General features: G+C 69.2%; 25 protein-coding genes. 10 read left to right on the forward strand and 15 right to left on the reverse strand.

Going from position 1 to position 26,659, the window contains the following annotated elements; all coding sequences use genetic code 11:
* Positions 1 to 179 precede the first annotated feature (179 nt).
* Positions 180 to 608, forward strand: coding sequence for a hypothetical protein (locus tag H0B43_RS10965; RefSeq protein WP_185727868.1), 429 nt, complete (start codon positions 180 to 182; stop codon positions 606 to 608).
* Positions 609 to 724: 116 nt separating this feature from the next.
* On the opposite strand, the gene H0B43_RS10970 is transcribed toward H0B43_RS10965, so the two are convergent.
* On the reverse strand, positions 725 to 1,921 hold the full coding sequence (locus tag H0B43_RS10970; RefSeq protein ID WP_185727867.1) for a CaiB/BaiF CoA-transferase family protein: 1,197 nt from the start codon (positions 1,919 to 1,921) through the stop codon (positions 725 to 727).
* Positions 1,922 to 1,929: 8 nt separating this feature from the next.
* Positions 1,930 to 2,301, reverse strand: coding sequence for a helix-turn-helix transcriptional regulator (locus H0B43_RS10975; protein ID WP_185727866.1), 372 nt, complete (start codon positions 2,299 to 2,301; stop codon positions 1,930 to 1,932).
* A gap of 167 nt (positions 2,302 to 2,468) precedes the next feature.
* Here H0B43_RS10975 and H0B43_RS10980 point away from each other — a divergent pair, with 167 nt between their 5' ends.
* The 6 genes from H0B43_RS10980 to H0B43_RS11005 all read left to right on the forward strand — a co-directional run bounded on the left by H0B43_RS10980 (position 2,469) and on the right by H0B43_RS11005 (position 8,638).
* Positions 2,469 to 4,037 carry a long-chain-fatty-acid--CoA ligase gene (locus H0B43_RS10980; protein WP_185727865.1) on the forward strand — a complete coding sequence of 523 codons (1,569 nt, stop codon included), beginning with the start codon at positions 2,469 to 2,471 and terminating at the stop codon, positions 4,035 to 4,037.
* On the forward strand, positions 4,034 to 5,101 hold the full coding sequence (locus H0B43_RS10985) for an MBL fold metallo-hydrolase (protein WP_185727864.1): 1,068 nt from the start codon (positions 4,034 to 4,036) through the stop codon (positions 5,099 to 5,101). Before H0B43_RS10980 ends, H0B43_RS10985 begins: the two co-directional genes overlap by 4 nt.
* An 11-nt stretch (positions 5,102 to 5,112) precedes the next feature.
* Entirely contained in the window at positions 5,113 to 5,874 is a 762-nt protein-coding gene (locus H0B43_RS10990; RefSeq protein ID WP_185727863.1) for a crotonase/enoyl-CoA hydratase family protein, read from the forward strand.
* Positions 5,875 to 5,921: 47 nt separating this feature from the next.
* Positions 5,922 to 6,809 (forward strand): LysR family transcriptional regulator, encoded by an 888-nt coding sequence (locus H0B43_RS10995; RefSeq protein WP_185727862.1) that lies wholly within the window; start codon positions 5,922 to 5,924, stop codon positions 6,807 to 6,809.
* A 3-nt stretch (positions 6,810 to 6,812) separates the two neighbouring features.
* Positions 6,813 to 7,700 (forward strand): LysR family transcriptional regulator, encoded by an 888-nt coding sequence (locus tag H0B43_RS11000; protein WP_185727861.1) that lies wholly within the window; start codon positions 6,813 to 6,815, stop codon positions 7,698 to 7,700.
* Between the two features lie 128 nt (positions 7,701 to 7,828).
* The gene (locus H0B43_RS11005; RefSeq protein WP_185727860.1) at positions 7,829 to 8,638 is read left to right on the forward strand and encodes an enoyl-CoA hydratase/isomerase family protein; all 810 of its coding nucleotides are present in this window, start codon (positions 7,829 to 7,831) and stop codon (positions 8,636 to 8,638) included.
* Positions 8,639 to 8,641: 3 nt separating this feature from the next.
* Here H0B43_RS11005 and H0B43_RS11010 read toward each other — a convergent pair whose 3' ends face one another.
* The 6 genes from H0B43_RS11010 to H0B43_RS11035 all read right to left on the reverse strand — a co-directional run bounded on the left by H0B43_RS11010 (position 8,642) and on the right by H0B43_RS11035 (position 14,721).
* Complete coding sequence (locus H0B43_RS11010) at positions 8,642 to 9,274, reverse strand: Dabb family protein (protein WP_185727859.1); 633 nt, start codon at positions 9,272 to 9,274, stop codon at positions 8,642 to 8,644.
* Positions 9,267 to 9,620: a hypothetical protein gene (locus H0B43_RS11015; RefSeq protein ID WP_185727858.1), complete on the reverse strand. Its 354-nt coding sequence runs from the start codon at positions 9,618 to 9,620 to the stop codon at positions 9,267 to 9,269. Before H0B43_RS11015 ends, H0B43_RS11010 begins: the two co-directional genes overlap by 8 nt.
* 84 nt (positions 9,621 to 9,704) lie before the next feature.
* On the reverse strand, positions 9,705 to 11,354 hold the full coding sequence (locus H0B43_RS11020; protein ID WP_185727857.1) for an AMP-binding protein: 1,650 nt from the start codon (positions 11,352 to 11,354) through the stop codon (positions 9,705 to 9,707).
* Between the two features lie 17 nt (positions 11,355 to 11,371).
* Positions 11,372 to 12,136, reverse strand: coding sequence for an SDR family NAD(P)-dependent oxidoreductase (locus H0B43_RS11025; protein ID WP_185727856.1), 765 nt, complete (start codon positions 12,134 to 12,136; stop codon positions 11,372 to 11,374).
* 34 nt (positions 12,137 to 12,170) lie between these two features.
* On the reverse strand, positions 12,171 to 13,304 hold the full coding sequence (locus H0B43_RS11030) for a thiolase family protein (protein WP_185727855.1): 1,134 nt from the start codon (positions 13,302 to 13,304) through the stop codon (positions 12,171 to 12,173).
* A gap of 85 nt (positions 13,305 to 13,389) precedes the next feature.
* Entirely contained in the window at positions 13,390 to 14,721 is a 1,332-nt protein-coding gene (locus H0B43_RS11035; RefSeq protein WP_185727854.1) for an MFS transporter, read from the reverse strand.
* Between the two features lie 327 nt (positions 14,722 to 15,048).
* On the opposite strand from H0B43_RS11035, the gene H0B43_RS11040 reads away from it, so the two are divergent.
* Both H0B43_RS11040 and H0B43_RS11045 read left to right on the forward strand, forming a co-directional pair.
* Positions 15,049 to 16,206 carry an acyl-CoA dehydrogenase family protein gene (locus H0B43_RS11040; RefSeq protein WP_185727853.1) on the forward strand — a complete coding sequence of 386 codons (1,158 nt, stop codon included), beginning with the start codon at positions 15,049 to 15,051 and terminating at the stop codon, positions 16,204 to 16,206.
* Positions 16,207 to 16,257: 51 nt separating this feature from the next.
* Positions 16,258 to 17,022: a trans-aconitate 2-methyltransferase gene (locus tag H0B43_RS11045; RefSeq protein ID WP_185727852.1), complete on the forward strand. Its 765-nt coding sequence runs from the start codon at positions 16,258 to 16,260 to the stop codon at positions 17,020 to 17,022.
* Positions 17,023 to 17,031: 9 nt separating this feature from the next.
* Here the strand turns inward: H0B43_RS11045 and H0B43_RS11050 are convergent, their stop codons facing one another.
* From H0B43_RS11050 to H0B43_RS11075, 6 genes are all read right to left on the reverse strand, one after another.
* The gene (locus H0B43_RS11050) at positions 17,032 to 17,973 is read right to left on the reverse strand and encodes a TAXI family TRAP transporter solute-binding subunit (protein ID WP_185727851.1); all 942 of its coding nucleotides are present in this window, start codon (positions 17,971 to 17,973) and stop codon (positions 17,032 to 17,034) included.
* Positions 17,970 to 19,397: a HAMP domain-containing sensor histidine kinase gene (locus H0B43_RS11055; protein ID WP_185727850.1), complete on the reverse strand. Its 1,428-nt coding sequence runs from the start codon at positions 19,395 to 19,397 to the stop codon at positions 17,970 to 17,972. The genes H0B43_RS11050 and H0B43_RS11055 overlap by 4 nt, the downstream gene beginning before the upstream one ends.
* 1 nt (position 19,398) lies before the next feature.
* Positions 19,399 to 20,061, reverse strand: coding sequence for a response regulator transcription factor (locus H0B43_RS11060; protein WP_185727849.1), 663 nt, complete (start codon positions 20,059 to 20,061; stop codon positions 19,399 to 19,401).
* Between the two features lie 14 nt (positions 20,062 to 20,075).
* Positions 20,076 to 21,443: an MFS transporter gene (locus H0B43_RS11065; protein ID WP_185727848.1), complete on the reverse strand. Its 1,368-nt coding sequence runs from the start codon at positions 21,441 to 21,443 to the stop codon at positions 20,076 to 20,078.
* A 137-nt stretch (positions 21,444 to 21,580) separates the two neighbouring features.
* Positions 21,581 to 22,717: a CaiB/BaiF CoA-transferase family protein gene (locus H0B43_RS11070; protein ID WP_185727847.1), complete on the reverse strand. Its 1,137-nt coding sequence runs from the start codon at positions 22,715 to 22,717 to the stop codon at positions 21,581 to 21,583.
* Complete coding sequence (locus tag H0B43_RS11075; protein WP_185727846.1) at positions 22,714 to 23,886, reverse strand: acyl-CoA dehydrogenase family protein; 1,173 nt, start codon at positions 23,884 to 23,886, stop codon at positions 22,714 to 22,716. Before H0B43_RS11075 ends, H0B43_RS11070 begins: the two co-directional genes overlap by 4 nt.
* Before the next feature lie 147 nt (positions 23,887 to 24,033).
* On the opposite strand from H0B43_RS11075, the gene H0B43_RS11080 reads away from it, so the two are divergent.
* The gene (locus tag H0B43_RS11080) at positions 24,034 to 25,068 is read left to right on the forward strand and encodes a LacI family DNA-binding transcriptional regulator (protein WP_185727845.1); all 1,035 of its coding nucleotides are present in this window, start codon (positions 24,034 to 24,036) and stop codon (positions 25,066 to 25,068) included.
* A 24-nt stretch (positions 25,069 to 25,092) separates the two neighbouring features.
* Here the strand turns inward: H0B43_RS11080 and H0B43_RS11085 are convergent, their stop codons facing one another.
* Positions 25,093 to 26,616: an acyl-CoA synthetase gene (locus H0B43_RS11085; RefSeq protein WP_185727844.1), complete on the reverse strand. Its 1,524-nt coding sequence runs from the start codon at positions 26,614 to 26,616 to the stop codon at positions 25,093 to 25,095.
* Positions 26,617 to 26,659 lie beyond the last annotated feature (43 nt).

Raw genomic sequence — 26,659 nt, forward strand, 5'->3', positions numbered from 1 at the left:
TCCGACTCCGGAAACGATTTTCGGGAGGGCTATGGGTTAGTTCGCACACGGGGAGCATCACCGCGCACCCACATATGCATGTAGCCGTTCCGGTTTTCCAGCGAATATGGTCCACGCACAACGATTTCGGTGCACTCAGGTGGGGGCCGTGTTCGTCCTACGACATGGTGGGAAATTCCATGAAAATCTTCAAGACTCTGGCATTGTCCATACTCGTCGTCTCCGCGATGGCCGTCGGGGCGGGAACGGCGTACGCCGATCCTGCACCTCAGGGAATCGACTGGTCGCAGCCGCTGATGACCCCGACCGCCGACGGCGGCAACAGCCAGGTGGCCGAGCAGTTCTTCCCGGAGAACGATTCCAAGCAGGACGCCTTCGACAAGATGACCAACGAGATCAATACCGGCTGGAACAACGCGGGCCTGCAGGGCATGGCGATCGGTTCCAACGTGGGCATGGCCATCGGGTGCGTGTCGATCTTCCCCAACTTCATCGCCGGCTGCATCGTCGGTGCCGTGGTCGGCACCATCGCGGGCGCCGTCATCGGCATCGGCGTGGGCAACCCCAATGCGCAGCCGGCCGTAGAGCAGTTCTTCGCCACACCCTGAGCGAAGAGCGTGCCGCAGCCCCGGCCTCACTCGGGCCGGGGCTGTGGTGTGTTCGCCCACGACTAGTTGATGCATGACCAGTTAGTGCGCTAACTGGTCCGACTGGGTCCGGTGCCTCAGCCGACGACGCCCTCTGCGCGCCGGTGCGCGATGTCCTCCGCCGACCAGCCCAGTTCGGTGAGGATCCGGTCGGTGTGCGCGCCGAGCGCGGGCACGTCACCCATCCGCATCTCCACGTCGGAGAACGTCATCGGCGGCAGCATGGCCCTGATCGGGCCGGCCTCGGTGCCGATGTCGCGCCACCGGTCACGCCGCTCCAACTGCGGATGCTCGATCAGTCCGCCCATGTCGTTGAGTTCCGCGGCCGGGATACCGGCGTCCGACAGAGCGTCGTCGAGGGCGGCGCTCGTGAAACGCTGCGTTTCCTCGGCCACGAGTGCGTCCACCTCGGCCCGGTGCCGCACGCGCAGCATGTTCGTCGCAAACCGGGGATGGTCGGCGAGGTCGGGGCGTTTGAACACGTCGGTCACCAGTTGCCGCCAGCCGCGGTCGTTCTGCACACCGATGAGGATCTGCCCGTCGAGGGTGGGGTACGCGTCGTAGGGGACGATCGCGGCGTGCCCGAGCCCGACCCGCGGAATCTGCTTGTCGGCGTACATCTTCATGTACATCGGGTGGCCCAGCCACTCGGCGGTCGCATCGAACATGGACACGTCGATCCGCGCCCCCACCCCGGTTCGGCTCCGCCGGAAGAGGGCACTGAGAATCGACGTCAACGCGTACATTCCCGCCGCGATGTCGGACACCGGGACACCCGTCTTCGTGGCGGTGTCGGGTGTGCCGGTCACCGAGATCATTCCCGTTTCGGCCTGCACCAGCATGTCGTACGCCTTGCGTTCGCGCCGCGGTCCCGCCGACCCGTAACCCGACATGTTCACGACGATCAGTTCTTCGTTGCCCGCCCGCAATTCCTCCGCGCCGAATCCCAGCCGGTCGGCGGCGTCGGGTGCGAGGTTCTGGACGAAGACGTCGGCGCCGGCGATCAGTGCCGCGACGGCGGCCCGCCCGACCTCCGACTTCAGGTCGACGCCGAACGACTCCTTCGCCCGGTTCAGCCACACGAAGTGCGACGCCTGCCCGAAGACGGCGTCGTCGTAATTGCGGGCGAAGTCGCCCTCGCCGACGCGCTCGATCTTGATGACCCGCGCGCCCATGTCCGCGAGGTGGCGGGTCGCGAGCGGAGCGGCCACGGCCTGCTCGAGTGCCACGACGGTGATGCCGTCGAGCGGCAGCAGTCCGGGGTCGTTCTCCATGTCGGGATTCACCTTTCCTGTTCGGCTCCCGTGTGATCGTGATTGTGATAGTGCGTGGCCCCGATTGTGTGCAGGAGTTCGTGCACGGTGTCGTCGGTCAGCCGGTACCGCATCGAACGGCCGTCCCTCGTCGCCGACACCCAGCCCTGATTCCGGAGCAGCCGCAGGGCGTGGGAGACGGCGGTCCCGGTCATGTCCAGTGCCGCCGCGAGGTCGCCGACGCAGATGTCGGGCGCGTGGTGCAGGCACAGCAGAAGCCGCAGCCGGTTGCCGTCCGACAGCAGCTCGAAGCGGCCCGCCCAGCCGTCGATGTCGGGGGTGTGCAGTGCCGCCGCAGCACGCTGAACATCCTCGGGGTTCAGCGCGGGGGTGGCGGCCATCACGTCAGTCTACAAACGCCGCGACGCCGTCCCGCCGTGCATCCATAGGCGATTCCTCACTGTCCGTTCGGCTCTGTGTCTTTGTTTCCGCGCTCACCCGGGTGGTCGACTGGCAGGACGCGTCACCCGGTTCCCGCCGGCGTCGACCAGTCCTCGAGGAGCGTGATGTGAGCGGTCTGCATCTTCCCCAGCGCGTGCGTGACCATGCCGTTGAGCGGCCCGGAGCACCGGCAGTGACCTGCGGTGACACCACCCTGACCTATGCCGAGCTCGACTGGCGGACCAACCGGATCGCGGTCGCGCTGTCGGCATTGGCATCCGGCGGCACCCGGGTCGGGGCGCTGCTGCGGATGCGTACCGAGGGGGTCGAGACGTTCGTGGCCGCCGCCAAGGCGGGTCTCGTCTTCGTCCCGCTCAACTGGCGCCTGCCCGCCGCCGAAGCCGCCGCGATCGCGGTCGACGCCGAACTCCGCGTGCTGATCGTCGAAGCCGAATTCGCCGCCGCCGCCGACGCGGTCCGCGAGGCGCTCCCCGGCCTGACCGTCGTGCTCGTCGACGCGCCCGAAGCGGACGTCCTGCCGGCGGGCACGTGGACGTGGGACCGCTTGCTCGCCTCGGGCACCGCCACCGACCCGGGGTTCGGGGACGACCCCGATGCGGCGGTGCTGCAGCTCTACACGTCGGGCACGACCGGCTTCCCGAAGGGTGTGGTCGCGACCCATCGCAACCTGCACAACGAGCCGGAGGGCCAGCTGATCTACCGGTGGAAGCGCGGCTCGGTGGCGCTCGACGCCCTGCCGTTGTTCCACATCGCGGGCGCCGGCTGGCTCAGTACCTGCCTGTCCGCCGGTGTCCATGTGGTGCTGCTCGGCGCGTTCGATGCCCGGCGGGTCGCCGCTCTCGTCGACCGGCACCGGATCACCCATGCCTTCCTGGTCCCCTCGACCCTTCAGATGCTCCTCGACGTGCCGGACCTCGAACGTTACGACGTGTCGAGCCTCGAACTGGTCGCGTACGGTTCGGCGCCGATCACCCCCGCACTGCTCCGGCGTGCGATCGATCGCCTCGGCTGCGGATTCGTGCAGCGGTACGGGATGACGGAGACGACGGGGTCGGTCACCGCCCTCACCGCCCCGGACCACGACCCGTCCGGGCATCGCGCGCACCTGCTGCGTTCCGCCGGCAAACCCATGCCGGGTGTCGAGGTCGAGATCCGGGACGTGGTGACCGGGGCCCGGCTGGCGATCGGCGAGTCCGGGGAGATCGTGTGCCGCTCCCGTAACAACGTCGCGGGCTACTGGCACCGGCCCGAGGAGACCGCGCAACTGCTCACCCAGGACGGGTTCCTCCGGACCGGCGATGCCGGGTACCTCGACGAGGAGGGATACCTGTTCGTCACCGACCGGGTGAAGGACATGATCATCACCGGGGGCGAGAACGTGTATCCCGTGGAGGTCGAATCGGTGCTCGCCGAGCATCCGGCGGTGGCCGAGGTGGCGGTGGTCGGTGTGCCGCACCGGACCTGGGGTGAGTCCGTGACCGCGGTCGTCCGGCTCGTGGATCCGGCGGTCGTGCCGGATGAGCAGGAGTTGATCGCCTTCACCGCGGAGCGCCTCGCGTCGTACAAGAAGCCGCGGGAGATCGTCTTCGTCGCCGAACTGCCGCGCGGAGCGAGCGGGAAGATTCTCAAACGCACACTGCGCGACACACTCCGCGACGCGGCGGTGCGCGCGTGATCGTCACCGAGGACGTCGGCACCGTCCAGCGCGAGGCCTGGGCCCGCGGCGTCCTGCCGCCGGTCGAGCAGGTCCGCCCCGGGCTGTGGTCGATTCCGGTGCCGATGCCGCGAAACCCGTTGCGCTACGTCCTGATCTACGCGCTCGCCCTGCCCGACGGCCTGGCCCTGATCGATGTCGGCTGGGATTCCGAGGAATCGTGGCGGGCGCTCGTCGACGGCATCGCGCAGACCGGGCACCACGTCACCGACGTCCGGTTCGCCGCGATCACCCATCTGCACCCCGACCATTTCGGTCTCGCGCCCAGGCTGCGGCAGGTCAGCGGCGCGGCACTGGCCATGCACGACGCGGATGCCGCTCTGCTCGGCCACCATTCACCGGCGGACGCCGCAGACGACGAACGCACGTGGAACATCCAGCTCGCCCAGCTCGGGGCGCCCACCGGGATCCTCTCCGCCGCCCGCGTCGACCTCGTCCGGCTGGGTCCGGGCGAAGCCGTGGATGTCGTACTCGGTGACGGCACCGCGCTGGACCTGCCGGGCTGGGACCTGAAGGCGGTGTGGACACCGGGACACACCCCCGGCCACCTGACGTTCGTCGACGACACGCACGGACTGCTGTTCAGCGGCGACCACATGCTGCCCCGCATCAGTCCCAACATCTCCACGGTCCCCGGCGAGCTGGAGAACCCGCTGCACCGATATCTGCTGTCGTTGCACGCCACCACGTCGATGCCCGACGGTGAGGTGCTGCCCGCCCACGAATACCGGTTCCGGGGAATCGCAGACCGCGCGCGGCAGCTGATGGGCCACCACGAGGACCGCCTCGCGGAGATCGTCGCGGCACTGGGCGCCCAGCCCGAATCGACGGCGTGGGAGATCTCGACGCGGATCTCGTGGTCGCGCCCGTTCGACTCCATGTCCGACCGGTTGCTCCGGCTCGCGGTCCGGGAAACGCACGCCCACCTGCTCGTCCTGGCCGACCGTGGCGACATCCGCTCGCTCGGCGGCCTTCCCGAACGCTGGACCACTGCACCCGCGGCGGCCCCTGCCCCCACCCCGTAAGGAACACATCCATGAGCGTGGTTCTCACCGAATTCGCCGACGGCGTCGCCGTCATCACCCTGAACCGGCCGGAGGCGAAGAACGCCGTCGACCTCGAGGTCGCGAAGGCGCTCGCCGCCGCGATCGACGAATTCGAGGCGCGGCCCGATCTGACGATCGCGATCCTCACCGGCGCCGGAGGAACCTTCTGTGCGGGCATGGATCTCAAGGCGTTCACGCGCGGGGAGCGGCCGTCGCTGCCCGGTCGCGGGTTCGGCGGACTCACCGAGGCGCCCCCGACGAAGCCGCTCATCGCGGCGGTCGAGGGCTGGGCGCTCGCCGGCGGCTGCGAGTTGGCGCTGTCGGCCGACCTGATCGTCGCCGCCCGCGACGCCAAGTTCGGAATCCCCGAGGTCAAGCGGGGTCTCGCCGCCGCCGCGGGCGGGCTGCTGCGACTGCCGAAGGTGCTGCCGTATCCGATCGCGATGGAGATGGCGATCACCGGAGATCCCCTCACCGCTGAGGTCGCGCACGCGCACGGACTCGTCAACCGGGTCACCGAGCCTGGACAGGCCCTGGCCACCGCTCGTGAACTGGCGGCACGGGTCGCCGCCAACGGTCCCCTCGCGGTGCGGGCCACCAAACAGGTCGTCGCGATGTCCGTCGGCTACACCGATCCCGACGCGTTCACCGCGCAGCGACGTTTCCTCGATCCGGTGTTCGCCTCCGAGGACGCGCAGGAAGGTGCCCGGGCCTTCGCGGAGAAGCGCCCGCCGGTGTGGCGTGGCCGCTAGCGGCGTGATCGGCACAGCCCGCACCGCCGCTTCCGTACGATGACCGCGTGGACCTGCATCTCGTCACCTACTTCGTCGCGGTAGTCGATCACGGCGGGATCACCAGGGCCGCGCAGTCCCTCTACATCTCGCAACCGTCGCTGTCGCAGGCCATCCGCACTCTCGAACGTCGCCTCGGTGTCACCCTGTTCGACCGCACCGGGCGGCGTCTCGAGCTGACCGAGGACGGGCGCACCCTCGACGTCGCGGCCCGGCGCATCCTCGCCGACGTCGAGCGCGCCAAGGCCAAGGTCGCGGCGGTACGCGAACTCGTCTCCGGCCGTGTCGACGTCGTCACCTACTCGGCGTTCTCGATCGACCCGATCGTCGACCTGGTGCGACGGTTCCGCCGGGAATACCCGCACGTCACCGTGCGCGTCATCGACGGCGACGGCCCTACCGGCGTCCTCGGCGCGCTGCGCCGCGGCGAGGCCGAACTCGGGGTGATCGACCTGTCCGTCGATCTCAGTGCCCTGCGGTCCGTTCCCATCGGCGACCAGGAACTGGTGCTCGCCCTGCCCGGCGACCTCGCGGAGTCCCTCCCCGATCCGGTGCCCCGGTCGGCCCTCAGCGACATTCCGCTGATCCAGGATCTGGGGGACAAGAGCGACGCCGCCCTGATCACGGATCTCGTGGGCGCCACCGCGAACGTGGTCATCGATTGCGCACACCCGAGTGCCGCGTGGGAGTTGGTGATGCGGGGCGCCGGGGCCACCGTCCTGCCGCGACTGGTCGCCGAGCAACAGTTGCGCGGCGTCTCGATCCGGTCGCTGGCACCGAAGCTGACCCGCCCCGTCGGGCTCGTCCAGCGGTCCGGCCCGGGATCACCGGCTGCCGCTGCATTCGTGTCGATCGCGCAGCGGACCCCGCCCGCCGGCGCGCGAGTGAGGAACTGAGCGATGGAATTACGTCAGGTCGAGTACTTCCTCGCCGTCGTCGAACACGAGGGCATCAACGGGGCAGCCGCGTCGCTCGGCGTCGCACAGCCCACCATCTCGCAGGCGCTGCGCGGGCTCGAACGCGAACTCGGGGTGCAGTTGTTCCACCGCATCGGCAGGGGCATGGTGCTCAGCGCGGCCGGACGCAGCATGGTCGGGCCCAGCAGGCAGATCCTGCGCGACGTCACCGCCGTCGAGGATCTCCTCGCCACCTCCGACGGTGCGCTCGCGGGCCGGCTGGACATCATGGCGTTCCCGGCGTTGGCGCTCGGTCCCGTCGTGGACCTCGTCACCGAATTTCGCCGGGCCCATCCCAACGTGTCGGTGCGGTTGGGGGAACTGAAGGACGAGGCCCAGGCCGGGTCGCTGATCGAGGACGGTCACTGCGAATTCGTGGTGGCGCATTTCCCGCTCGACGACGCCGGGCTGGAGGTCGTCGAACTCGGGAAGCAGGAGTACTGGCTCGTGTATCCGCCGGGCACCGACGTGCCGGAGGGTCCGGTTCCGTTGTCCGCGTTGCCCGACATCCCGATGGTCTTCGTCCCCCGCGGCCACTCCGTGGCGGACGAGATCGAGGAGTCGATCCGTCGCGCCGGGGCACGCCCCCACCTGGCGGCGCTGTCCGAGCACCGTGAGGCGCGACTTCCCCTGGTACTGGCCGGGATCGGCGGCACCCTACTGGAGCGGTCGGTCGCGGAGGCGGTGCGGGACCGCGCGGTGGTCCGCCCGGTGGAGCCGAAGGTGGCCCGCGCGTTCGGGATCGCGTTCGACCCCGACATGCTCTCGCCCGCCGGGCACGCGTTCATCGAACTCGTGCGGCGGACCACTGCGGCCCGCGTCGAGTCATAGGTTTCACCTCATCCCGCATGTCCCATCACGACATTGCGGCCGAACGCCTCCGATGATCGACTGGTGGGGCGGCACGGCGTCGACCACTCCGGCGTCGCCGGGAACCGCGCCCACGTCTGGAGCCGCGCATGAGCATCGAATCCGTCACCCCGACCGAATCCGACGTCCTGATCAGCCGGGACGGCGCGATCGCGACAATCACACTGAACCGGCCCGCACGCCGCAACGCCATGACCCTCGACGCCTGGATCGCGTTGCGGGAGGCCCTGGGCGAACTCGCCCTCGACAACGCCACCCGCGTCGTGGTCCTCACCGGCGCGGGCGGCGACTTCTGCAGCGGCGCGGACCTCGACAAGCGCGCACCGATGCACCCCCTGGACCGGATGCGTCGGATCAACGCGACGGCGGTGGCCGTCGCCGAGTTCCCCAAGCCGCTGATCGCGAAGGTACGCGGCTACGCCGTGGGAGCCGGCTGGAACCTGGCGCTGCTGTGTGATCTGCTCATCGCCTCGCGTGACGCACAATTCAGCCAGATCTTCGCCAGGCGCGGACTGTCGGTCGATTTCGGCGGCTCGTGGCTGCTGCCCCGGATGGTGGGGCTGCACCCCGCGAAACGATTGGTCATGCTGGCCGAGATGATCGACGCCGAGCAGGCGGACGCGCTGGGGCTGGTCGGCGAACTCGTCGATCCCGAGGAACTGGACGGCACGGTCGCCCGGTTGGCCGCACGTCTCGCGGCGTCACCGACGGTGGCGGTCATGCAGTCGGCGCGGCTGATCGAGGACGGCACGGCGTCGTCGTTGCGGGAGGCGCTCGAGAACGAGGCGCGGGCGCAGGCGATCAACTTCGCCACCGACGCACCGGCCGCGGTACGCGCCTTCGTGGAGAAGCGTCCCCCCGCCTTCAGCGGTCAGTGGCAGGTACCGCAACCGACGTAGCAGCTAGATGATCGCGCCGTCGGTTGCACAGAAGCTGTGGCAGAGGCGGGTGACGATCCGCGGGCCGCGTTCGGGATCGAACCACCGATCGATGTGCGCCCAGTGGTACGGGTGTGTCATGTACGGCCCCGTCAGCCCGTCCAGGTCGGCGTACTCCTGCTCCCAGACGTGGGTCCACTGCGCCGAACCGGCCGACTCGTGCACCCTGCTCAGCTGCGACGTCCCGATGGTGCGGATGTAGTTCGGCATCGCCCGCGTCTCGGATTCGAACTGCTCCACCACCTCCGGGTCGGCCGCATCGTCCACCGCCACCAGCAGTGTCCGATAGATGGTCGGCTCGACAGCACCCCGGGTGGGAGCGGGCACGCCCGTGTAGCCGACGCTGTCTACGTGCCCGATCTCGGACGTGCGCAACTGAGCAGTGACCTCGGGTTCTACGGCGCGCCATTGGGATTCGTCGTCGAAATGAAGGTGCGCGATCACGTCACCGCCGTTGATTCCCCCGGCCAGGACCGGTGTCACGAGAACGCGCCGAGCCGTGGGAGCCGCGGCATCGTGCAGCCGGACGGCCAATGCCGTACCGGCGGAGGCGTCGACGCCGGGGACGAGGTGAATGAGCGTGGTCACCTTATACATCGGCCACGGCCTCCACGTCCGCGGACGAGCAGGAGACGGTGCGTCGCCGACTGGTGAGGAACTCGTCGGCGCCGGCCCACCAGCGAAGCACCTCCGCATCGTGGCGCGCGAGGAGGCTCTGCCGCCACCACTCGCGAGCACCCCGCACGGTCCAGGTGACGGTCACGGTGTTCGATTCGTCCTCCAGCCATACCGGCGGGGAGACGAGCACACGGTCCAGCGTCAGCCCACGCGCAGTCGCGCCCGGCGCATAGCACTCCAGGTAGGCGGCGAGGAATGCGCGCCCCCGGCCGGGTGCCACCACCATGTCGTCGACGATGTATACGAGCGAATCTGCCGATGTCATCTGTGCTCCCTTCTCCCCCACCCAGAACGGTAGGGAGAGAAGAGAGCACGGCATAGAGTGGCGTCCGCCCAGTGGGAGAAGACGCTAGGTCACCGCGGTCGCGAGTTGCTCACGCAGCTTCGTCTTGAGGATCTTCCCCGCCGCCGACGTCGGCAGCTGATCGACGACCACGACGTCACGGACCTTCTTGTACGGCAGCACCCGCTCCGCGACGAACGCGGACACCGCATCCCCATCGATTTTCGTGCCGGGCGTCGGCACGACGAACGCCACCGGTTCCTGACCGACGCTGCCGGCCTCCCGGCCGACGACGGCGGCGGAAGACACGTCCGGGTGCGAGACCAGGATCTCTTCGAGTTCACGCGGATACACGTTGTAGCCCTTGTAGATCAGCATGTCCTTCGTGCGGTCGCAGATGAACAGGTACCCGTCCTCGTCCGCGTAGGCGATGTCGCCGGTGTCGAGCCAGCCGTCGACGTACTGCTGCGCCGTGATCTCGGGATGGTTCAGGTAGCCGTCCGTCACCTGCGGTCCGCGGACCCACAGCTTGCCGCGGGCACCGGCGTCCAGCACGGCACCGGAATCGTCCTGGGCGCGGATCTGCACCTCGGTGTCGAACACCGGCAGGCCCACGCTGCCGATCTTGTACGCGACGGCGCCGGTCAGCGGCGCGGACGCCACCAGGCAGGTGCCCTCGGTCAGCCCGTACCCCTCGACGACGCTCGCCGACGGGAAGGCCCGGCCCAGCGCCTCCAGCGTCATGTGGTCGATCGGCGCCGCACCCGAGGACACCACCCGCACCGAATCGGTGTTCCGGGTCGCGGCGTCGGGATGGGTGGCGACGGCGTGCCACATCGCCGGGCTCCCGGTGATGTAAGTGGCGCGGTGCGTCTCGATCAGGTCCAGCATGCGGCCGGGCTCGAACCGTCCGGCGAACACCTGCGTCGCCCCGCACAGCAGCAGGAACGACAGGTTGATCAGGGCGTGGGCGTGGAACAACGGCGAGACCACGACGGTGGCTCCGGCACCGGGCACGACACCGCGGTCCTCGAGACCGGCGATGGGCCGCAACTCGATTCCGCCGTCTTCGCCGGCGCGGACCTCGTGGCCTGCCCGCCAGGCGATCATCTGCGTCACGTTGGCGACGACGTTGCGGTGCAGCACCCGCACACCCTTCGACACCCCCGTGGTCCCGCCCGTGTAGGCGAGGTGGGCGACGTCGTCCCCGGTCACGTCCGGAGTGAAGGGCACGGCGGCGTATCCGTCGACGAACTCGTCGAACCCGAACTGGCCGCGTCCCCCGCCCGCGGCGAGTCCGGCCACCACGAGCGTACGGACGGTGGTGCCCTCTGCCGCCTCGACGAGGGTGCCCAGCTGCGCGGGTTGCGTGACGGCCGCGACCGCGGCCGTGTCCACGATCTGCGACCGCAGACCGGGGGCGGGTTGCAGCGGATTGACCAGGGTGACGGTCGCTCCGGCACGCAGCGCGCCGTAGTAGGCCACGACGAATTCGACGCAATTGCCCAGATGCAGGAGCACCACGTCGCGCTCGGTCACACCCGCGTCCCGCAGCGCCGCGGCGAAGGCACCCGACCGCTCGTCGAGCTCGCGATAGGTGCACACCGTGTCGCCGTCGACCACCGCGGCCCGGTCTCCGTACAGGCGCGCCATGCCGGGCGGGAACGCCGCCAGCGTCAGATCCGGGTAGTGCAGTGCCGGTGCAGCATTGTTCACGTTCGGTCCTCTGTTCGTCAGCGAGGTGCCATGCGGATGGCACCGTCGAGGCGGATGGTCTCGCCGTTGAGGTAGCCGTTCTCGAGGATCTGGCAGGCGAGCTGCCCGAACTCGCTGGGCTTGCCCAGACGCGACGGATTGGGCACCGACTTCTCCAGCGACGCGCGCACGTCGTCGCGGAGCCGGGCGAGAAGCGGGGTGTCCATGATGCCGGGCGCGATGGTGCACACCCGGATGTTGCGGCTGGCGAGGTCCCGGGCGGCGGTGACGGTCATGCCGACGATGCCGGCCTTGGACGCGGTGTAATTGATCTGCCCGATCTGGCCTTCGAACGCGGCGACGGACGCCGTGAGCACCACCGCGCCGCGTTCGCCGTCGACCTCGTCCAGCCGCGCCATCCGTTCCGCGCCGAGGCGCAGGGCGTTGAACGAGCCGACGAGGTTGAGCCGGATCACGAATTCGAAGTCGTCGACCGAGCCCGCCTTGCCGTCGGAGTCGAGGATGCGCATCCGGCGTCCGGCTCCGGCACAGTGCACGAGCCCGCGCAGCCCGCCGCGCTCGTCGGCGGCATCGAGTGCGGCCGCGAACTGCTCGGAATCGGTCACGTCGGCGGGCGCGAACTGGGCGGCGCTGCCCAATTCCTTCGCCGCCGCCTGTCCGTCGGAGTTCGGCAGGTCGATGAGCGTGACCTGGGCGCCCGCGTCCACGAGGCGGCGTGCCGTCGCGAGCCCGAGCCCGGATGCGCCGCCGGTGACGGCCGTCGAGATTCCCTTGAGTTCCATCGTGCGGATGTTCCCTTCGAAAGATGTTGCCGGATCAGAGAAGTTCGAGAATGGTGGCGTTGGCGAGGCCACCCGCCTCACACATGGTCTGCAGCCCGTACCGGATTCCGTTGTCCCGCATGTGGTGCACCAGGCGGGTCATGAGGATCGCGCCGGAACCGCCGAGCGGATGACCGACCGCGATGGCACCGCCGAGCGGGTTCATCCGATCGGTCGCGGCGCCGGTCTCCGCCTGCCAGGCGAGGGGGACGGGCGCGAACGCCTCGTTCACCTCGAACGCGCCGATGTCGTCGATCTTCAACCCTGCCCGGGACAGCGCTTTCTCCGTCGCGGCGATCGGTCCGGTCAGCATCATGACCGGGTCGTCGCCGGCGACGGCGCAGGTGTGGATGCGGGCCATCGGAGTCAGTCCGAGTTGCGCGGCCTTCTCGCTCGTCGTGACGAGCAGCGCGCCCGCGCCGTCGGAGATCTGCGAGGAGTTCCCGGCGTGGATCACGCCGTCCTCCTTGAAGACGGTCTTCAGCTTGCCGAGTGACTCGAGCGAACCGCCGCGGCGGATCCCCTCGTCCCCGGCGAGGACGTCGGAGAGCGGGGCGAGTTGCCCGTCGAACGCGCCGCGGTCCACTGCGTGCGCCGCGCGCTCGTGCGAGCGCAGCGAGTACTCGTCGAGCACTTGACGAGAGAGGCCCCACTTCGCGGCCATCATCTCGGCGCCGGTGCCCTGGCTGAACCCGTCGATGCCGTAGCGGTCGAGGACGGCCGCCGGGAAGTGCTCGCCGTTCTTGCTGGCGCTGCCCATCGGTACCCGGCTCATGGACTCGACACCACCGGCCACGACGACGTCCTCGTGGCCGGCGATGACGGTGGCGGCGGCGAAGCTCACTGCCTGCTGGCTCGATCCGCACGCCCGGGTGAGGGTGGTGCCCGGCACCGTCTCGGGCCAGCCTGCGGCGAGCACCGCGGTGCGGGCGACGTTGCCCGCCTGCTCCCCCACCTGGCTGACACAACCCCACACGACGTCGCCGATCTCGTCCGGGGACAGTCCGGTGCGCGCGACGAGGGCCTCGAGGACGTGCGCCGACAGGTTGGCGGGGTGGATTCCGGAGAGGGAACCGCCTCGCCGCCCGATGGGCGTGCGGACGGCGTCGACGATCACTGCATCGCGCATGGTGGGTTCCTTCGATCTGAGGGGTGTGATTCGAATCAATCACGGGCGAGGTCGTCGGCACAACGACTTTCGGCCGATCACAGGGTTAGTTCGTGCCTATGACCGCAGCGTCGCCCCGCACCAGTTTCTTGTCGCGCTCGGGGTTCGCGAGGAGCAGGGCTCCGACGGCGCACACGGCGGCGACGAGTCCGAGCGCCTGGAACGCGGTGGCGTAACCCTCGGCGGGCGAGGCGGCCGCGTCGACGATCAGACCGGTCGCGTAGGGGGCGACGAGGCCACCGATCGCCATCACGGCGAGGAATACGCCCAGGGTGCCTGCGGTCTGCCGCGGCGGGCAGATCTCCGAGATCGCCGCATTGAGCAGCGGGAAGACCGAGGCGGCGAAGCCGTAACCGACGGAGACGACCAGTACGGCCACCGCGGGTGTGGTGATGGACGGAAGTGCCAGCAGGATCGCTCCGCAGATCAGCACCCCGACGGCGGGCACGACGACGCGCACGAGTCGGGACGTGGATCCGCGGGCGAGGAGGCGGTCGCCGATCACCGACGAGAGGAGCATCAGGACGAGTCCGGCGAGGCTTGGGAACGCGAACATCGAACCGGCCTGCAGCCTGCTGTACCCGAGGCCCACCTCGAAATAGGAGGGCAGCCAGGTCAGCACGACGGCGACCAGCGCGTAGACGCTCATCACGAGAAGTGCGCCGCTGATGAAGGTGCGGGTCCGGAAGATGCGCCCCCACGGCACCGCCGGTTCGGCGATCTCCCCGGCGGCGGGCGCGGTATCGCCGCCCTTGCCGCTGCGAATGTACGGGCCCTCGCTCCAGACCGTCAGCCAGACGACGCACCACAGCACTCCGATCACGGACAGCGCGACGAGCGCGTAGCGCCAACCGAAGGTGACGGTCACGTAGGCGAGGACCGGGGCGACGGCGATCTTCGCGATCGACGCGGCTCCCGCGAGCAGCGCGCTCGGCAGTCCACGCTTGGCGGGTGCGTGCCACGAGTAGGCCGCCGTGTGGAGCAGCGCGGAACTCGGCCCCTCGGCGAGCCCCAGCAGCAACCTGCTGACCAGCAGGACCACGAAGCTCGCGACGACCACGAGCGGAAGTATCGCGACGGCCCAGGCGAGCGCCAGGACCATCAGCGACCACCGCAGCGGCATCCAGCGGTTGAGCGCGCCGGCGAAGAACCCGCCGACGGTGAACGTCAGGAAGAAGAGGCTGCCGACCAGTCCGATCTGGGAGGCGTTCAGCCCCAGCTCGTGGGCGAGCGGTTGGGCGATGATGCCGAGAACCGCCTTGTCGGCGTAGTTGACGACGTAGAGCAGCACGAGGAGGCCGGTCAGGCCCCAGGCACGGCTGCGCGACTCGGATCCGATGGCGACGGTCCGGTCGATGAGGGCAGAAGGTCGGGTCACGTGGTGATCCTTCGGAAGATGTGGTGGCGTGGGTCACAGTATCTGGGTTCATTCAACGGACGGGGGTGCCCCCGATCAATACGCACTCGGCGAAGGCACCGGCTACATCTGCCTATGGGTCGCCGGCGCTTTCGCGCAGGGGCGCCGCCCGTGCATTGGCGTGCGCTATTCGACCGATAGCCGAACACCTCTAGCCGACCCCTCGCGGATCGGGCATTCTCGACCTATGAGCCGCCTCGCCCGGACCCGCCTGATGCGCGAGACGCCGCTGCTCATCAGCAAAGGCGTACTGCGCAGGTACGCACTGTAATTCGAAGGAGAAAACCCGTGCAGCGTACGGTGTTCAACGAAGATCACGACGCATTCCGGAAGACGATCCGCGACTTCATCGCCAAGGAAGTCGCTCCCGTCCACCACGAGTGGGAGGGTGAGGGGCATCCGCCGCGCGACTTCTACCGCCGCCTCGGCGAGCTCGGGGTACTCGGGATCCAGGTGCCGGAGGAGTTCGGCGGCGGCGGTGAGAAGAGTTTCAAGTTCGCCGCGGTGGTCGGCGAGGAGACGGCGGCCGCCGGAGTCACGTTCGGCAGCTATTCCGTGCACACCAACCTCATCCTGCCGTACCTGCTGGAGTACGCGAACGACGAGCAGAAGCAGCGGTGGCTCCCCGGATTCGCTTCCGGCGACATCATGTTCGCCATCGCGATGACCGAGCCGGGCACCGGTTCGGACCTCGCGAACATCGCGACGACGGCCAAATTGTCGGCGGACGGGTCGCACTACGTCCTCAGCGGCGCGAAGACGTTCATCACCGGCGGCGCGCTCGCCGACCGGATCCTCGTGGTGTGCCGCACCGCGCCCAGCACTCCCGAGGACCGCCGGGCCGGCCTGACCATCCTCGTCGTGGACACGACCGCCGAGGGTTTCGCGGTGGGCCGCAAGATCGAGAAGATCGGCCTGAAGGCGTCGGACACCGCCGAACTGTCCTTCACCGACGTGACGGTGCCGGTGGCGGACCGCCTCGGCGAGGAAGGGGCCGGTTTCAGCTACCTCACCCACAACCTCGCACAGGAACGTCTCTCCATCGCGCTCGGCGGGTCGGCGACCGCGGCCGCGGCCTTGCAGCACGCGATCGCGTACGTCAAGGAGCGCAAGGTGTTCGGCAAGCCCGTCGCGGCGTTCCAGAACACCAAGTTCGTGCTCGCCGAGTGCGCCACCGAGGTGGAGGCGATCCAGTTGATGGCCGATCGTGCGCTCGAACTGCACGACGCCGGCGAACTGACGGTCGCCGACGCCGCGAAGGCGAAGCTGTTCTGCACCGAGGCCGCAGGCCGCGTCATCGACAAGTGCCTGCAGCTGCACGGCGGGTACGGCTACATCCTCGAATACCCCATCGCCCGGTTGTACGCGGACACGCGCGTCTCCCGCATCTACGGCGGCACGAGCGAGGTCATGAAGACGATCATCGCGAAGGATCTCGGCCTCTGACCCGACAAACCAACAGTATGAGCGTACTGTTTGGGGGCGAGGAGGAGAAACATGTGGGATCCGGACAAGTACCTCGCCTTCGCGGACCATCGCGGGCGCCCGTTCTTCGAGTTGCTGTCGCGGGTCGACGCGCGGTCACCGCGCCGCGTCGTCGACCTCGGCTGCGGCCCGGGAAACCTGACCGTCAGCCTGGCCGAACGATGGCCGGACACCGTCCTCGAGGCTTCCGACAGCTCACCCGACATGGTCGCGGCCGCGCGTGAACGCGGCCTCGACGCCGAACGGCAGGACGTGCGCGATTGGACGCCGAAGCCCGACACCGACGTCGTCGTCTCCAATGCCACGTTGCAATGGGTACCCGAGCACCGGGAGTTGTTGTGTCGCTGGCCGACTCAACTGACGCCGGGGGCGTGGATCGCGGTGCAGGTTCCCGGCAACTTCGACGCGCCGTCGCACGCGGTCGTCCGGGACCTCGCCGGCAGTGAACGCTGGTCCCGGTCGCTGCCGGACCTGCCGTTCCGTGAGGGCGCGGTCGTCGACGAACCCGCCACGTACGCGGGACTGCTCGCCGACGCCGGGTGCGCCGTCGACGCGTGGGAGACCACGTACGTCCAGCAACTGACCGGGGAGAATCCGGTGCTGGAATGGATCACCGGAACGGCGCTCCGCCCCGTCAAGGACGCACTCTCGGCGCAGGACTGGGACCGGTTCCGCACGGAACTCGTCCCGCTCCTGGACGAGGCGTATCCCCGCCGACCGGACGGGACCACGTTCTTCCCGTTCCGGCGCATCTTCGTCGTCGCCCAGGTGCAGTGATCGACCAGCTCAACCGTGATGCCTGCGGTACGCCGCGGCCGCACCCGGGTGCAGCGGCACCCCGGCGGTGACGATCAGCGACTGCCGGTCCAGGAACTGACTGCCCGTCGCCTGGGCCGGCACCAGTTCCGCCGCACTGTCGATGAGCACGTCGACGACGGCGCCGGCGGCGCTGTCGGAGACGGCCGGGACGGCGAGCAGCAGGTTGGCGAGACCGATCGTCGCGACCGACGTCTGCTGTCCGTACGTGCCGGGTGGAATCAGCACCGGCTCGTAGCGCGGGCCGAATCGCACCCGCAGCAGTTCCAGTTCGGCGGACAGGTCGAGTAGGCGCAGCGGGATCCCGAGATTCGCGAACGACGGCGTGGGCACCCCGCCTGCCCACAGGACCGCGTCGACGGTGCCGGCGCGCAGGGCCTTCCCCGCATCGATCATCGACAGGTGCAGTCGCGTCACGTCCCCGGCCCCCGCCAGACCCAGCACCTCGAGGATCCGTTCACCCGTCAGTTCCGCACCGGAGCCGTTGGCACCCAGACTGATTCGCGTTCCGCGCAGCTGCGAGGTGTCCTCGATCCCGGAGTCGGCGCGCACCGCAAGCTGCATGTAGTTTTCGTACACCTTGCCGAGGGCGGTGAACCCGGCGCCGGCCTCCATGGCCGCCGCGGCGGCGTCGGCGAGGCTCAGGGCCAGTTCCGCGTCTCCGGACGCCAGCGCCGCCAGATTGTCCATCGACCCGGCGGTCCGCACGGGGACGATGGTCACCGGCAACGCGGCACGGTCCGCGGCCTCGGCCGTCAACTGCGCGAACTCCCAGAAGAACCCGCCCTCCTCACCGGCCGCGAGTCGGAGCGGGTCACTGCCGCTGCCCGAGCACGCGGCGAGCACCGGGCCGGTCACCGCGGTCGCTCCCGTGGCGACGAGGCCGCGCAGCAGTGCGCGCCGCGTGATCACGAAGTCACCGCCGGTTCCGGGAGCGTCAGCGTCACCTGGAGACCGTGTGGCGCTGCCGCCGCGATCGCGAGCGATCCACCGCCGCCCTCCACGAGTGCGGTCGCGATCGACAGTCCGAGCCCGGTGCCCTGCCGCCCCGCCCCGGACCCGCGGAAGAACCGCGACGACAGTCGGCCGACCTCGTCCTCGCGCACCCCCGCCCCGTCGTCGCTCACCCGGATCTCGATTCCCGAGTCGGACCTTTCGGTGTCGATCCGGACCGTCGATCCACGACCGGCGTAGGCGTGCGCGTTGCTGAGCAGAACGTCGAGGACCTGCGACAGGTGACTGGACCGGAAGTCGGCGACCAGCGGTTCGCCGGGTTGCCCGAGCACGAGGTCCATCGCCGACTCCCCGAGAGCCTCCGTCCAGGCGTCGGCCCGGTCCGCGACGACGGCACCGACGTCGCAACCGCCGTGCGCGGACTCGTCCTCGGTGGCGTCGGATTCGGCCGGTGATTCCGCGACGGCCAGCGCCAGCAATCCGTCGAGGATCCCGCCGAGCCGATCGACCTCCATCCCCGTCCGGCGGTAGGTTTCGGCACCGGCCGCGACAACATGCGGGCCGAGTGAATCGAGCCGGATATGCAGGGCTGCGAGAGGATTTCGGAGTTGATGGGCGGTGTCGGCGATCAGCTGACGCTGCGCCTGACCCGACGCCTGGACGGCGCCCGACATGGTGTCGAACGCCTTCGCCAGTTCCTGCACCTCCGGCGGTCCGCTGTACCGGCCGGACGGCCGCCCGGAGTTGCGACCCATCCGCGGGCTCGGAGACGGGACCGCCTCGGTGAGCGCACCGACCCTGGCGGTGAGCGCACCGAGAGGGCGAACCGTCCACCGGGACAGCGCAATCGCGACAGCGGTCACCGCTGCCAGCGCCCCGAGCGTGCCCGCGGCGATCACCAGCCACGACGTCCGGATGGATTCGCGCGCAGCGCGCGTCGACACGTTCATGACGACGGCGCCGTCCACCTGCGCCCCGGTTCCGACCGGAACGGCTACCAGAACACGGTCCGCCGACCACGGCGTCAGCGAACCGCTGATCCCCTGCTTCTGGTTGCGCAGTCCGGCAGTGATCGCCGACGCCACGCCGGGGTCGTCCGGCGACAGTCCGGCCCCCGCACGGAGATTGCCCCTGGCGTCGACGATGAGCACTCCCTCGCCGTACAACTCGTGGTAGCGGGCCACCTCCTCCCGCAGCAACGCGGCGCTCCCGGGGGCCTGCGACTGCCCGGCGAGGCTCGCGAAATGCGTCGCGTCCGCCTCCCGGCTCAGCCGCAGGTCCTGCGTTCGCCCCGCACCGGTCGCCAGGGCCAGCGGGACGGCGAACGCCACCACCGCAACGGCCGCGAACACCAGCAGAACGGCGAGAACCCGGCGGCGCACGTCACGTGCCCCAGCGGTAGCCGTACCCGCGGATGGTCGAGATGAGCCCGGGGCGGCCCAGTTTCGCCCGCAGCCCGGTCATGTGCACGTCGAGGGTGCGGGAGATCGCCACGTACGCATCCCCCCACACGGCATCCATCAACTGCTGACGACTCACGGCGGCGCCGGGGCGCACCACCAGCACCTCGAGAAGCTCGAACTCCTTGGCCGTCAACGCAACCGGCACTCCCCCGACCTCGACCTCACGCGCATCCAGATCCACCACCACGTCACCCTCGGTGACCTTCTTCTCCGCAGCCGACGGTCCGGCCGCCCGGCGCCGCTGGGTCACCACGTCGAGCCGGGCCAGCAATTCCGCGAGCCGCGCCGGTTTGACGAGGTAGTCGTCCGCCCCGCCGCGCAGTCCCCGCACCACCGACCGTTCGTCGTCGCGGGCGGTGAGGATCACCACCGGAACGTCGCTGACGGCCCGCAGCTGCCGGAGCACCTGCAGGCCGTCCGCGTCGGGGAGACCGAGGTCGAGAATCACCGCGTCCATACCGCGATGGCCGAGAAGGAGATCGGAGCCGCGGCGCATCCGCACCGCCTCGTGGCCGTGGGAGCCCAGCGCCTCCACGAGTGCGTCGCCGACCCCGTCGTCGTCCTCGACCACCGCGATCTGCACTTCGGTCCCTTCGATCAGCTCCGCGAGTCGACCAGTTCGACGTCGTCGTCCGGGGAGCCCTCCCGGCCGGCGGTCCGGTCGAGCGGCGATCCGTCCGACGTCTCCCGCATGAAGACGTAGACGACGAGCGAGAGGGCGATGCACCCGGTCACGTAGTAGAAGAATAGCGATTCGTGGCCGGCCCGCTTCAGGGCCAGGGCGACGGTCTCGACCGTTCCGCCGAAGATCGCCAGCGTCAGGGCGTACGGCAGACCGACCCCCAGCGCACGGACCTTCGTCGGGAACAATTCGGTCTTCACGATCGCGTTCACCGACGTGTATCCGGTGACCACGATCAGCCCCAGCATCATCAGCCCGAACGCGATCAGGGGGTTCGTCGTCTTCCCGAGCACCGTCATCAGCGGCACGGTCAGGAGGGTGCCGCCCACACCGAAGAAGATGAGCAACTTGCGGCGCCCGATGCGGTCGGACAGTGCGCCGCCGATCGGCTGCAGCACGATGAATACCAGCAGGGCCGCGAAGTTGATCCACGCCACCGTGTCCTTGGAGATGCCGGAGGTGTTGATCATGTACTTCTGCATGTACGTGGTGTACGTGTAGAACGCCACGCACCCGCCCAGCGTCAGGGCGCACACCAGCAGGCACTCGCGGGGGTACTGCAGCAGCATCCGGAGCGAACCTTCCTTCGGCCCACTCGCCGGCGCATCGTCGTCGCGCTTGGCCTCCACCTCGTCGGTGAACGCCTCCGACTCGTCCATCGTGCGGCGAAGCCACATCACCGCAACCGCACCGGCGGCGCCGATCAGGAACGGGATCCGCCAGCCCCACGACTGCATGGCCTCCGCGGACAACGTCAGCTGCAGGACGATCTGCACACCCAGCGCGATCAACTGCCCGGCGACGAGCGTGACGTACTGGAAGCTCGAGTAGAACCCGCGCCGTCCGGGCGAGGCGACCTCGGCCAGGTAGGTGGCGCTGGTGGCGTACTCGCCGCCGACCGACAGCCCCTGCAGCATCCGGGCGATCACCAGCAGCACCGGTGCCACGAGCCCGATGCTCGCGTAGGACGGCGTGACGGCGATGACGAGCGAACCCGCCGCCATCACGGTCACCGACAGGGTGAGCGCCGACCGGCGCCCGCGCCGGTCGGCGTACCGTCCCATGATCCAGCCGCCGATCGGACGCATGAGGAACCCGACGGCGAACACGGCAGCCGTCGACAGCAACTGGGCGGTGGTGTCGCCCTCGGGGAAGAACTCCTTCGCGAAATACACGCTGAACGCCGCGTAGACGTACCAGTCGTACCATTCGATCAGGTTGCCGACCGAACCCTTCAAAACATTGCCGATGACTCGGCGTTCACCCGTCGATGTGGTGCTCACGGGGACTCCTCTCGATGCCCTGGATCTCTGCGTTCCCACCACAGTGGGTCAGGTCACATCGATTCGGAAGGGGTCCGGCGGCTTCCTAACACTCCCTTAGGCAAGTGCCCCCGTGAGTACTCGTTCACCGCGGGACGTCAACAAGTACTCACGGCCGGGGTGTCCTCGCCCAACCGCGGCGGGGCGCTGCGATAGGTCGCCGGGGTGGCGCTGAGCCGGATCGGGTTTGCGACCTGTCGCACCGGCCGGTCGCGGCGGGGATCGTCGATCTCGACCACCGGGGTCAGCCCGAGCCGCTCGGCCAGCGCCACGGCGTCGGCGATGTCGTTGAGCGGACCGCACGGCACACCCTGCGCGGTCAGCTTCTCGAACCATCCGTCCGCGGAACCCGCGGACAGCGCATCGGTGATGTCCCGGACCAGTTGCTCGCGGTGCGCCACCCGTTGCGTGTTGGTCGCGTATCGTTCGTCGCCGGCGAGTTCGGGCACACCCAGAACCTGGACGAGAGAGGCGAACTGCCGGTTGTTCCCGACCGCCAGCACCAGCGGGCGGTCGCCGGTCCGGAACACCTCGTACGGCGCGATGCTCGGGTGCCGGTTGCCCATCGCCTGTGGGACGACACCGGCGCCCACGTACCCCGACGTCTGGTTCGCGAGGGCGGACAGCAGCGACGACAGCAGGTTCACCTCGACCCGCTGTCCCTCCCCGCTGCGGTCGCGGTGCCGGAGTGCCGCCAGGATCCCGACCGCGGCGTGCAGTCCGGTGATGATGTCGACGACCGCCACCCCGACCTTCGTGGGCACGCCGGGTTCGGGGCCGGTGATGCTCATCAACCCGCCGACGGCCTGGATCAGCAGGTCGTATCCGGGCATGTCGTTCTCGCCGCCGAACCCTGTCACGGAGCAATAGACGACGTCGGGATTGATCTCCCGCACGGCGTCGTAGCCGAGCCCGAGCCGGTCCATCGTGCCGGGCAGGAAGTTCTCCACCACCACGTCGGCGCGGGCGGCGAGTTCGCGTGCCTGTTCCAGGTCGGCGGGGTCGCGCAGATCCCACGCGAACGATCGCTTGTTGCGGTTGACGGACTGGAAATAGGTCGATTCGTCGCCCACCCACGGCGGACCCCACTGCCGCGTGTCGTCACCGACGACGGCGCGTTCGATCTTCACGACCTCGGCGCCGAGATCGGCGAGCAGCATCGTGGCGTACGGTCCGGCGAGCACCCGTCCGAAATCGGCGATCAGCAGACCACCCAGGGCGCTCTCCTGGCTCACCGGAACGCCGCCTCGCCCGTCAGCGCCTTGCCGATCACGAGCTGGTGCACCTCGGACGTGCCCTCGTAGGTGAGTACCGACTCGAGGTTGTTCGCGTGTCGGATCACGGGGTATTCCAACGTGATTCCGTTGGCGCCGAGGATCGTGCGGCACTCGCGGGCGATGGCGATGGCCTCGCGGACGTTGTTCAGCTTGCCCGTGCTGACCTGCTCGGAGCGCGCCTCGCCGCGATCCTTGAGACGTCCGAGGTGGTACGCGAGCAGGTGGCCCTTGCCGACCTCGAGCGCCATGTCGGCGATCTTCACCTGGGTGATCTGGTAAGCGGCGAGCGACTTGTCGAACACCTGCCGGTCCTGTGCGTAGGAGATGGCGGACTCCAGGCAGTCGCGGGCGGCGCCCATCGCGCCGAAGATGATGCCGAACCGGGCCTCGTTGAGGCAGCCCAGCGGACCGGACAGTCCCTTGGCCTCCGGCAGCATCGCCGAGCCGGGCAGCCGGACGTCCTCGAGCACGAGTTCCGAGGTGACGGACGCCCGCAGCGACATCTTGTGCTTGATCTCGGGTGCGGAGAAGCCTGGGGTGTCGGTGGGCACGACGAATCCGCGGATCCCGTCGTCGGTGCGTGCCCACACGACGGCGACGTCGGCGACGGACCCGTTGGTGATCCACATCTTCGTGCCGTTGAGGATCCAGTCGTCACCGTCCCGCTTGGCATTGGTGCGCATGCCGGCGGGGTTGGAGCCGAAGTCGGGTTCGGTGAGGCCGAAACAGCCGATCGCCTTGCCTGCGGCCATGCGGGGCAGCCATTCCTGCTTCTGGTCCTCGCTGCCGTAGTGATGGATCGCGAACATGGCCAGCGAGCCCTGGACGGACACGAGGCTGCGGATTCCGGAGTCGACGGCCTCGAGTTCCAGGCAGGCCAGGCCGTAGGCGGTGGCGCTCATGCCTGCGCAGCCGTATCCCTCGAGGTGCATGCCGAGCACACCGAGTTCACCGAGCCCTTCCGCCAGCTCACGCACGGGCAGCGCCGCCGCTTCGAACCATTCGCCGATGTGCGGCCGGATCTTCTCGTCCGCGAATCGGCGGACGGTGTCGCGAATCGCGATCTCCTCGGTGTCGAGCAGCGAGTCGAGGGCGAACAACTGGGACAGGGACTGCGGGTCGGACATTGTTCCTCCACGGGGCCGGTGGGGCTGGTGTGCAAACGTTCGCGAGAACGATTGCACGAACGATTTCGTCCCGTAGACTAAGGCGCATTCCGGCGGCCGTCAACCACGCGCCCGCCGGCTACCCGTCCCCGAGCGCGAGGATTGCCCGTGAACCTGCCGGACCGCCCGACACGCACCTCCGGGCGTCCGCCGACCCTCCGCGAAATCGCCGAACGCGCCGGCGTCCACGTGTCGACGGCGTCCCGGGTGCTCCGCCAGCCCGAACCCGCCGACGGCTGGTCCGAGGCCGCGCTGCGGGTGCGCGAGGTCGCGGTGGAACTCGGCTATCAGCCCAACCTGTGGGCCGCGAGCCTGCGGACCCGCAAGACCACCACCCTCGGCGTCGTCATGCCGCGACTCACCGACGGGGTGGTCGCGACCATGTTCCAGGGCATCGAGGAGACGGCCACGCAGGCCGGCTATTCGGTACTGCTGTCGAGCCCACCCGACGACCTCGAAGCGCAGCGCCGCGCCATCGAATTCCTCGTCAGCAGGCAGGTGGACGGACTGCTGCTCAGCAGCCTGCACAGCCCCGGACGGGAGTTCGTCGACTCGCTGTCGGTGGGAGCCCTGCCGATGCTGCAACTCAACCGGCACGCCGACGTGGGTCTGCCGTTCGTCTCCGGCGACGACCACCGAGGCGGCTATCTCGCCGGCCGCCACCTCCTCGACCGGGGCTTCACCGAGATCGCCGCCATCGCGGGCCCCGAACACGCAAGCACATCCCGCGACCGCCTCGCCGGGTTCCGCGACGCGCTCGCCGAAAACGGCATCGAACTGCGGCCCGATCGCGTCGTCCGCTCCGACTTCGACGTGTCCGGCGGTGTCGCCGCGGCCACCGTTCTCCTGGAACCGGATTCGCGCCCCGAGGCGATCTTCACCGTCAGCGACACCATCGCCATCGGCGTACTCGGGGTCGCCCGGGACCTCGGACTGCGGATCCCCGACGACCTCGCACTCATCGGGTACAACGACATCCCGGTGGTCGCCCAGCTGCCGGTGCCGCTGACCACGGTCCGGTCACCCGCGCGCCTGATCGGCGCGACGGGTGTGCGTCATCTCCTGTCGCTCATCGCCGGCAACGACGTCGAATCGGTGAAGCTTCCCGTCGAATTGGTCGAGCGGGAGTCGACACTGCGCTGAAGGCGCAGCTCGCCGCGGAAGTAGTCAGAGCTTGGCCCGCAGTTCCCGTTTGAGCAGCTTCCCGCTCTGGTTGCGGGGCAACTCGTCGACGAACACGACCTGCTTGGGCACCTTGAACGGCGCGATGCGCTCCTTGACGTGGGCGATCAACCCGTCCGGGGTCACACCGGACGCGCTGTCCCGCAACACCACCACCGCGGTGATCGCCTCGATCCACTTCTCGTCCGGCGTCCCGACGACGGCCACTTCGGCCACGTCCGGATGCGTGTAGACGGCGTCCTCGACCTCCCGCGACGCCACCAGGATGCCGCCGGTGTTGATCACGTCCTTGATGCGGTCGACGACGGTGATGTACCCCGCCGGGTCCCGCGTCACCAGGTCGCCCGAGTGGAACCAGCCGTCGCGGAACGCTTCCGCGGTGGCGTCGGGGTTGTCCCAGTAGCCCTGGCACAGTTGCGGCGACCGATACAGCACCTCACCCGGGCTGCCGTCCGGAACGTCGTTGCCGTCCGGATCCACCACCCGCGTCTCGACGAAGAACACCGCCTTGCCACACGACGACGGCCGCTCCTCGTGTTCCCCGGGCTGCAGCACCGTGGCGAGCGGACCGATCTCGGACTGTCCGAAACAGTTGTAGAAGCCGAGGTCCGGGTAGCGATCGCGGAGCCTGTTCAGCACCGTCACCGGCATGATCGACGCGCCGTACTGTGCCTTCTTCAACGACGAGATGTCGCGGGTCTCGAGATCCGGATGTCCGGCGAGCGGCACCCACACCGTCGGCGCCAGGAACAGCGAGCCGATGCGATCGGCCTCGATGCGCCGCAGGATCTCCGGGATGTCCGGTGTCTGCATGAGATTCACCGTGGCGCCCACCGACAGGTAGGGCATCATGAAGACGTGCATGCCCGCCGAGTGGTAGAGCGGCATGCAGATCAGCGGATTGTCATCCGCGCTCAGCGCGAGGGCGATCACGGACGACACGTACTCGTGCACGAGAACGCCGTGAGTCATCATGGCGCCCTTCGGCTTCGACGTCGTCCCCGACGTGTACAGCAACTGCGCCAGATCGGTGGACGCGACCGGCACGGCGAGCGCGGGCACGGCGCCGGAGGCGCTGTGGGCGAGCAGTGAGTCGTCGGCGTCGCGCAGGGGCACCACGTGACGGAGGTCCAGCACGTCCCGGACCGAGTCGAGGGTGTCCCTCAGCGCCGGGTCGACCAGGACGGCGGCGCTTCCGGACTGCGACACCAGATAGGTCAGCTCCTCGCCCTTCAGCGCATAGTTGACCGGAACGTGCACGAAACCCGCACGCGCGCAGGCCAGGAACCCGATCGTGTACGCGTCCGAGTTGGTGCCGTACGCGGCGACGCGCTCACCGACGGACAGTCCGAGCGACTGCAGGTACGCGGCGGCCCGGCTGACGGCGTCGTCGAGTTCGCGGTACGTCCACGTGCGGTCCTCGAAGGTCAGCGCCGTGCGGTCGGGAAACTTGGCAGCCGAGCGCCGCAGCACTCCGTCGACGGTGTCGGTACGCGCATCCAGACTCATGCAGGAAGGTTATAGGACGTCCAACTACCCCGTCAGAGTTTCG

This window comes from Rhodococcus sp. 4CII, from assembly GCF_014256275.1.
Lineage (GTDB): Bacteria > Actinomycetota > Actinomycetes > Mycobacteriales > Mycobacteriaceae > Rhodococcus_F > Rhodococcus_F wratislaviensis_A.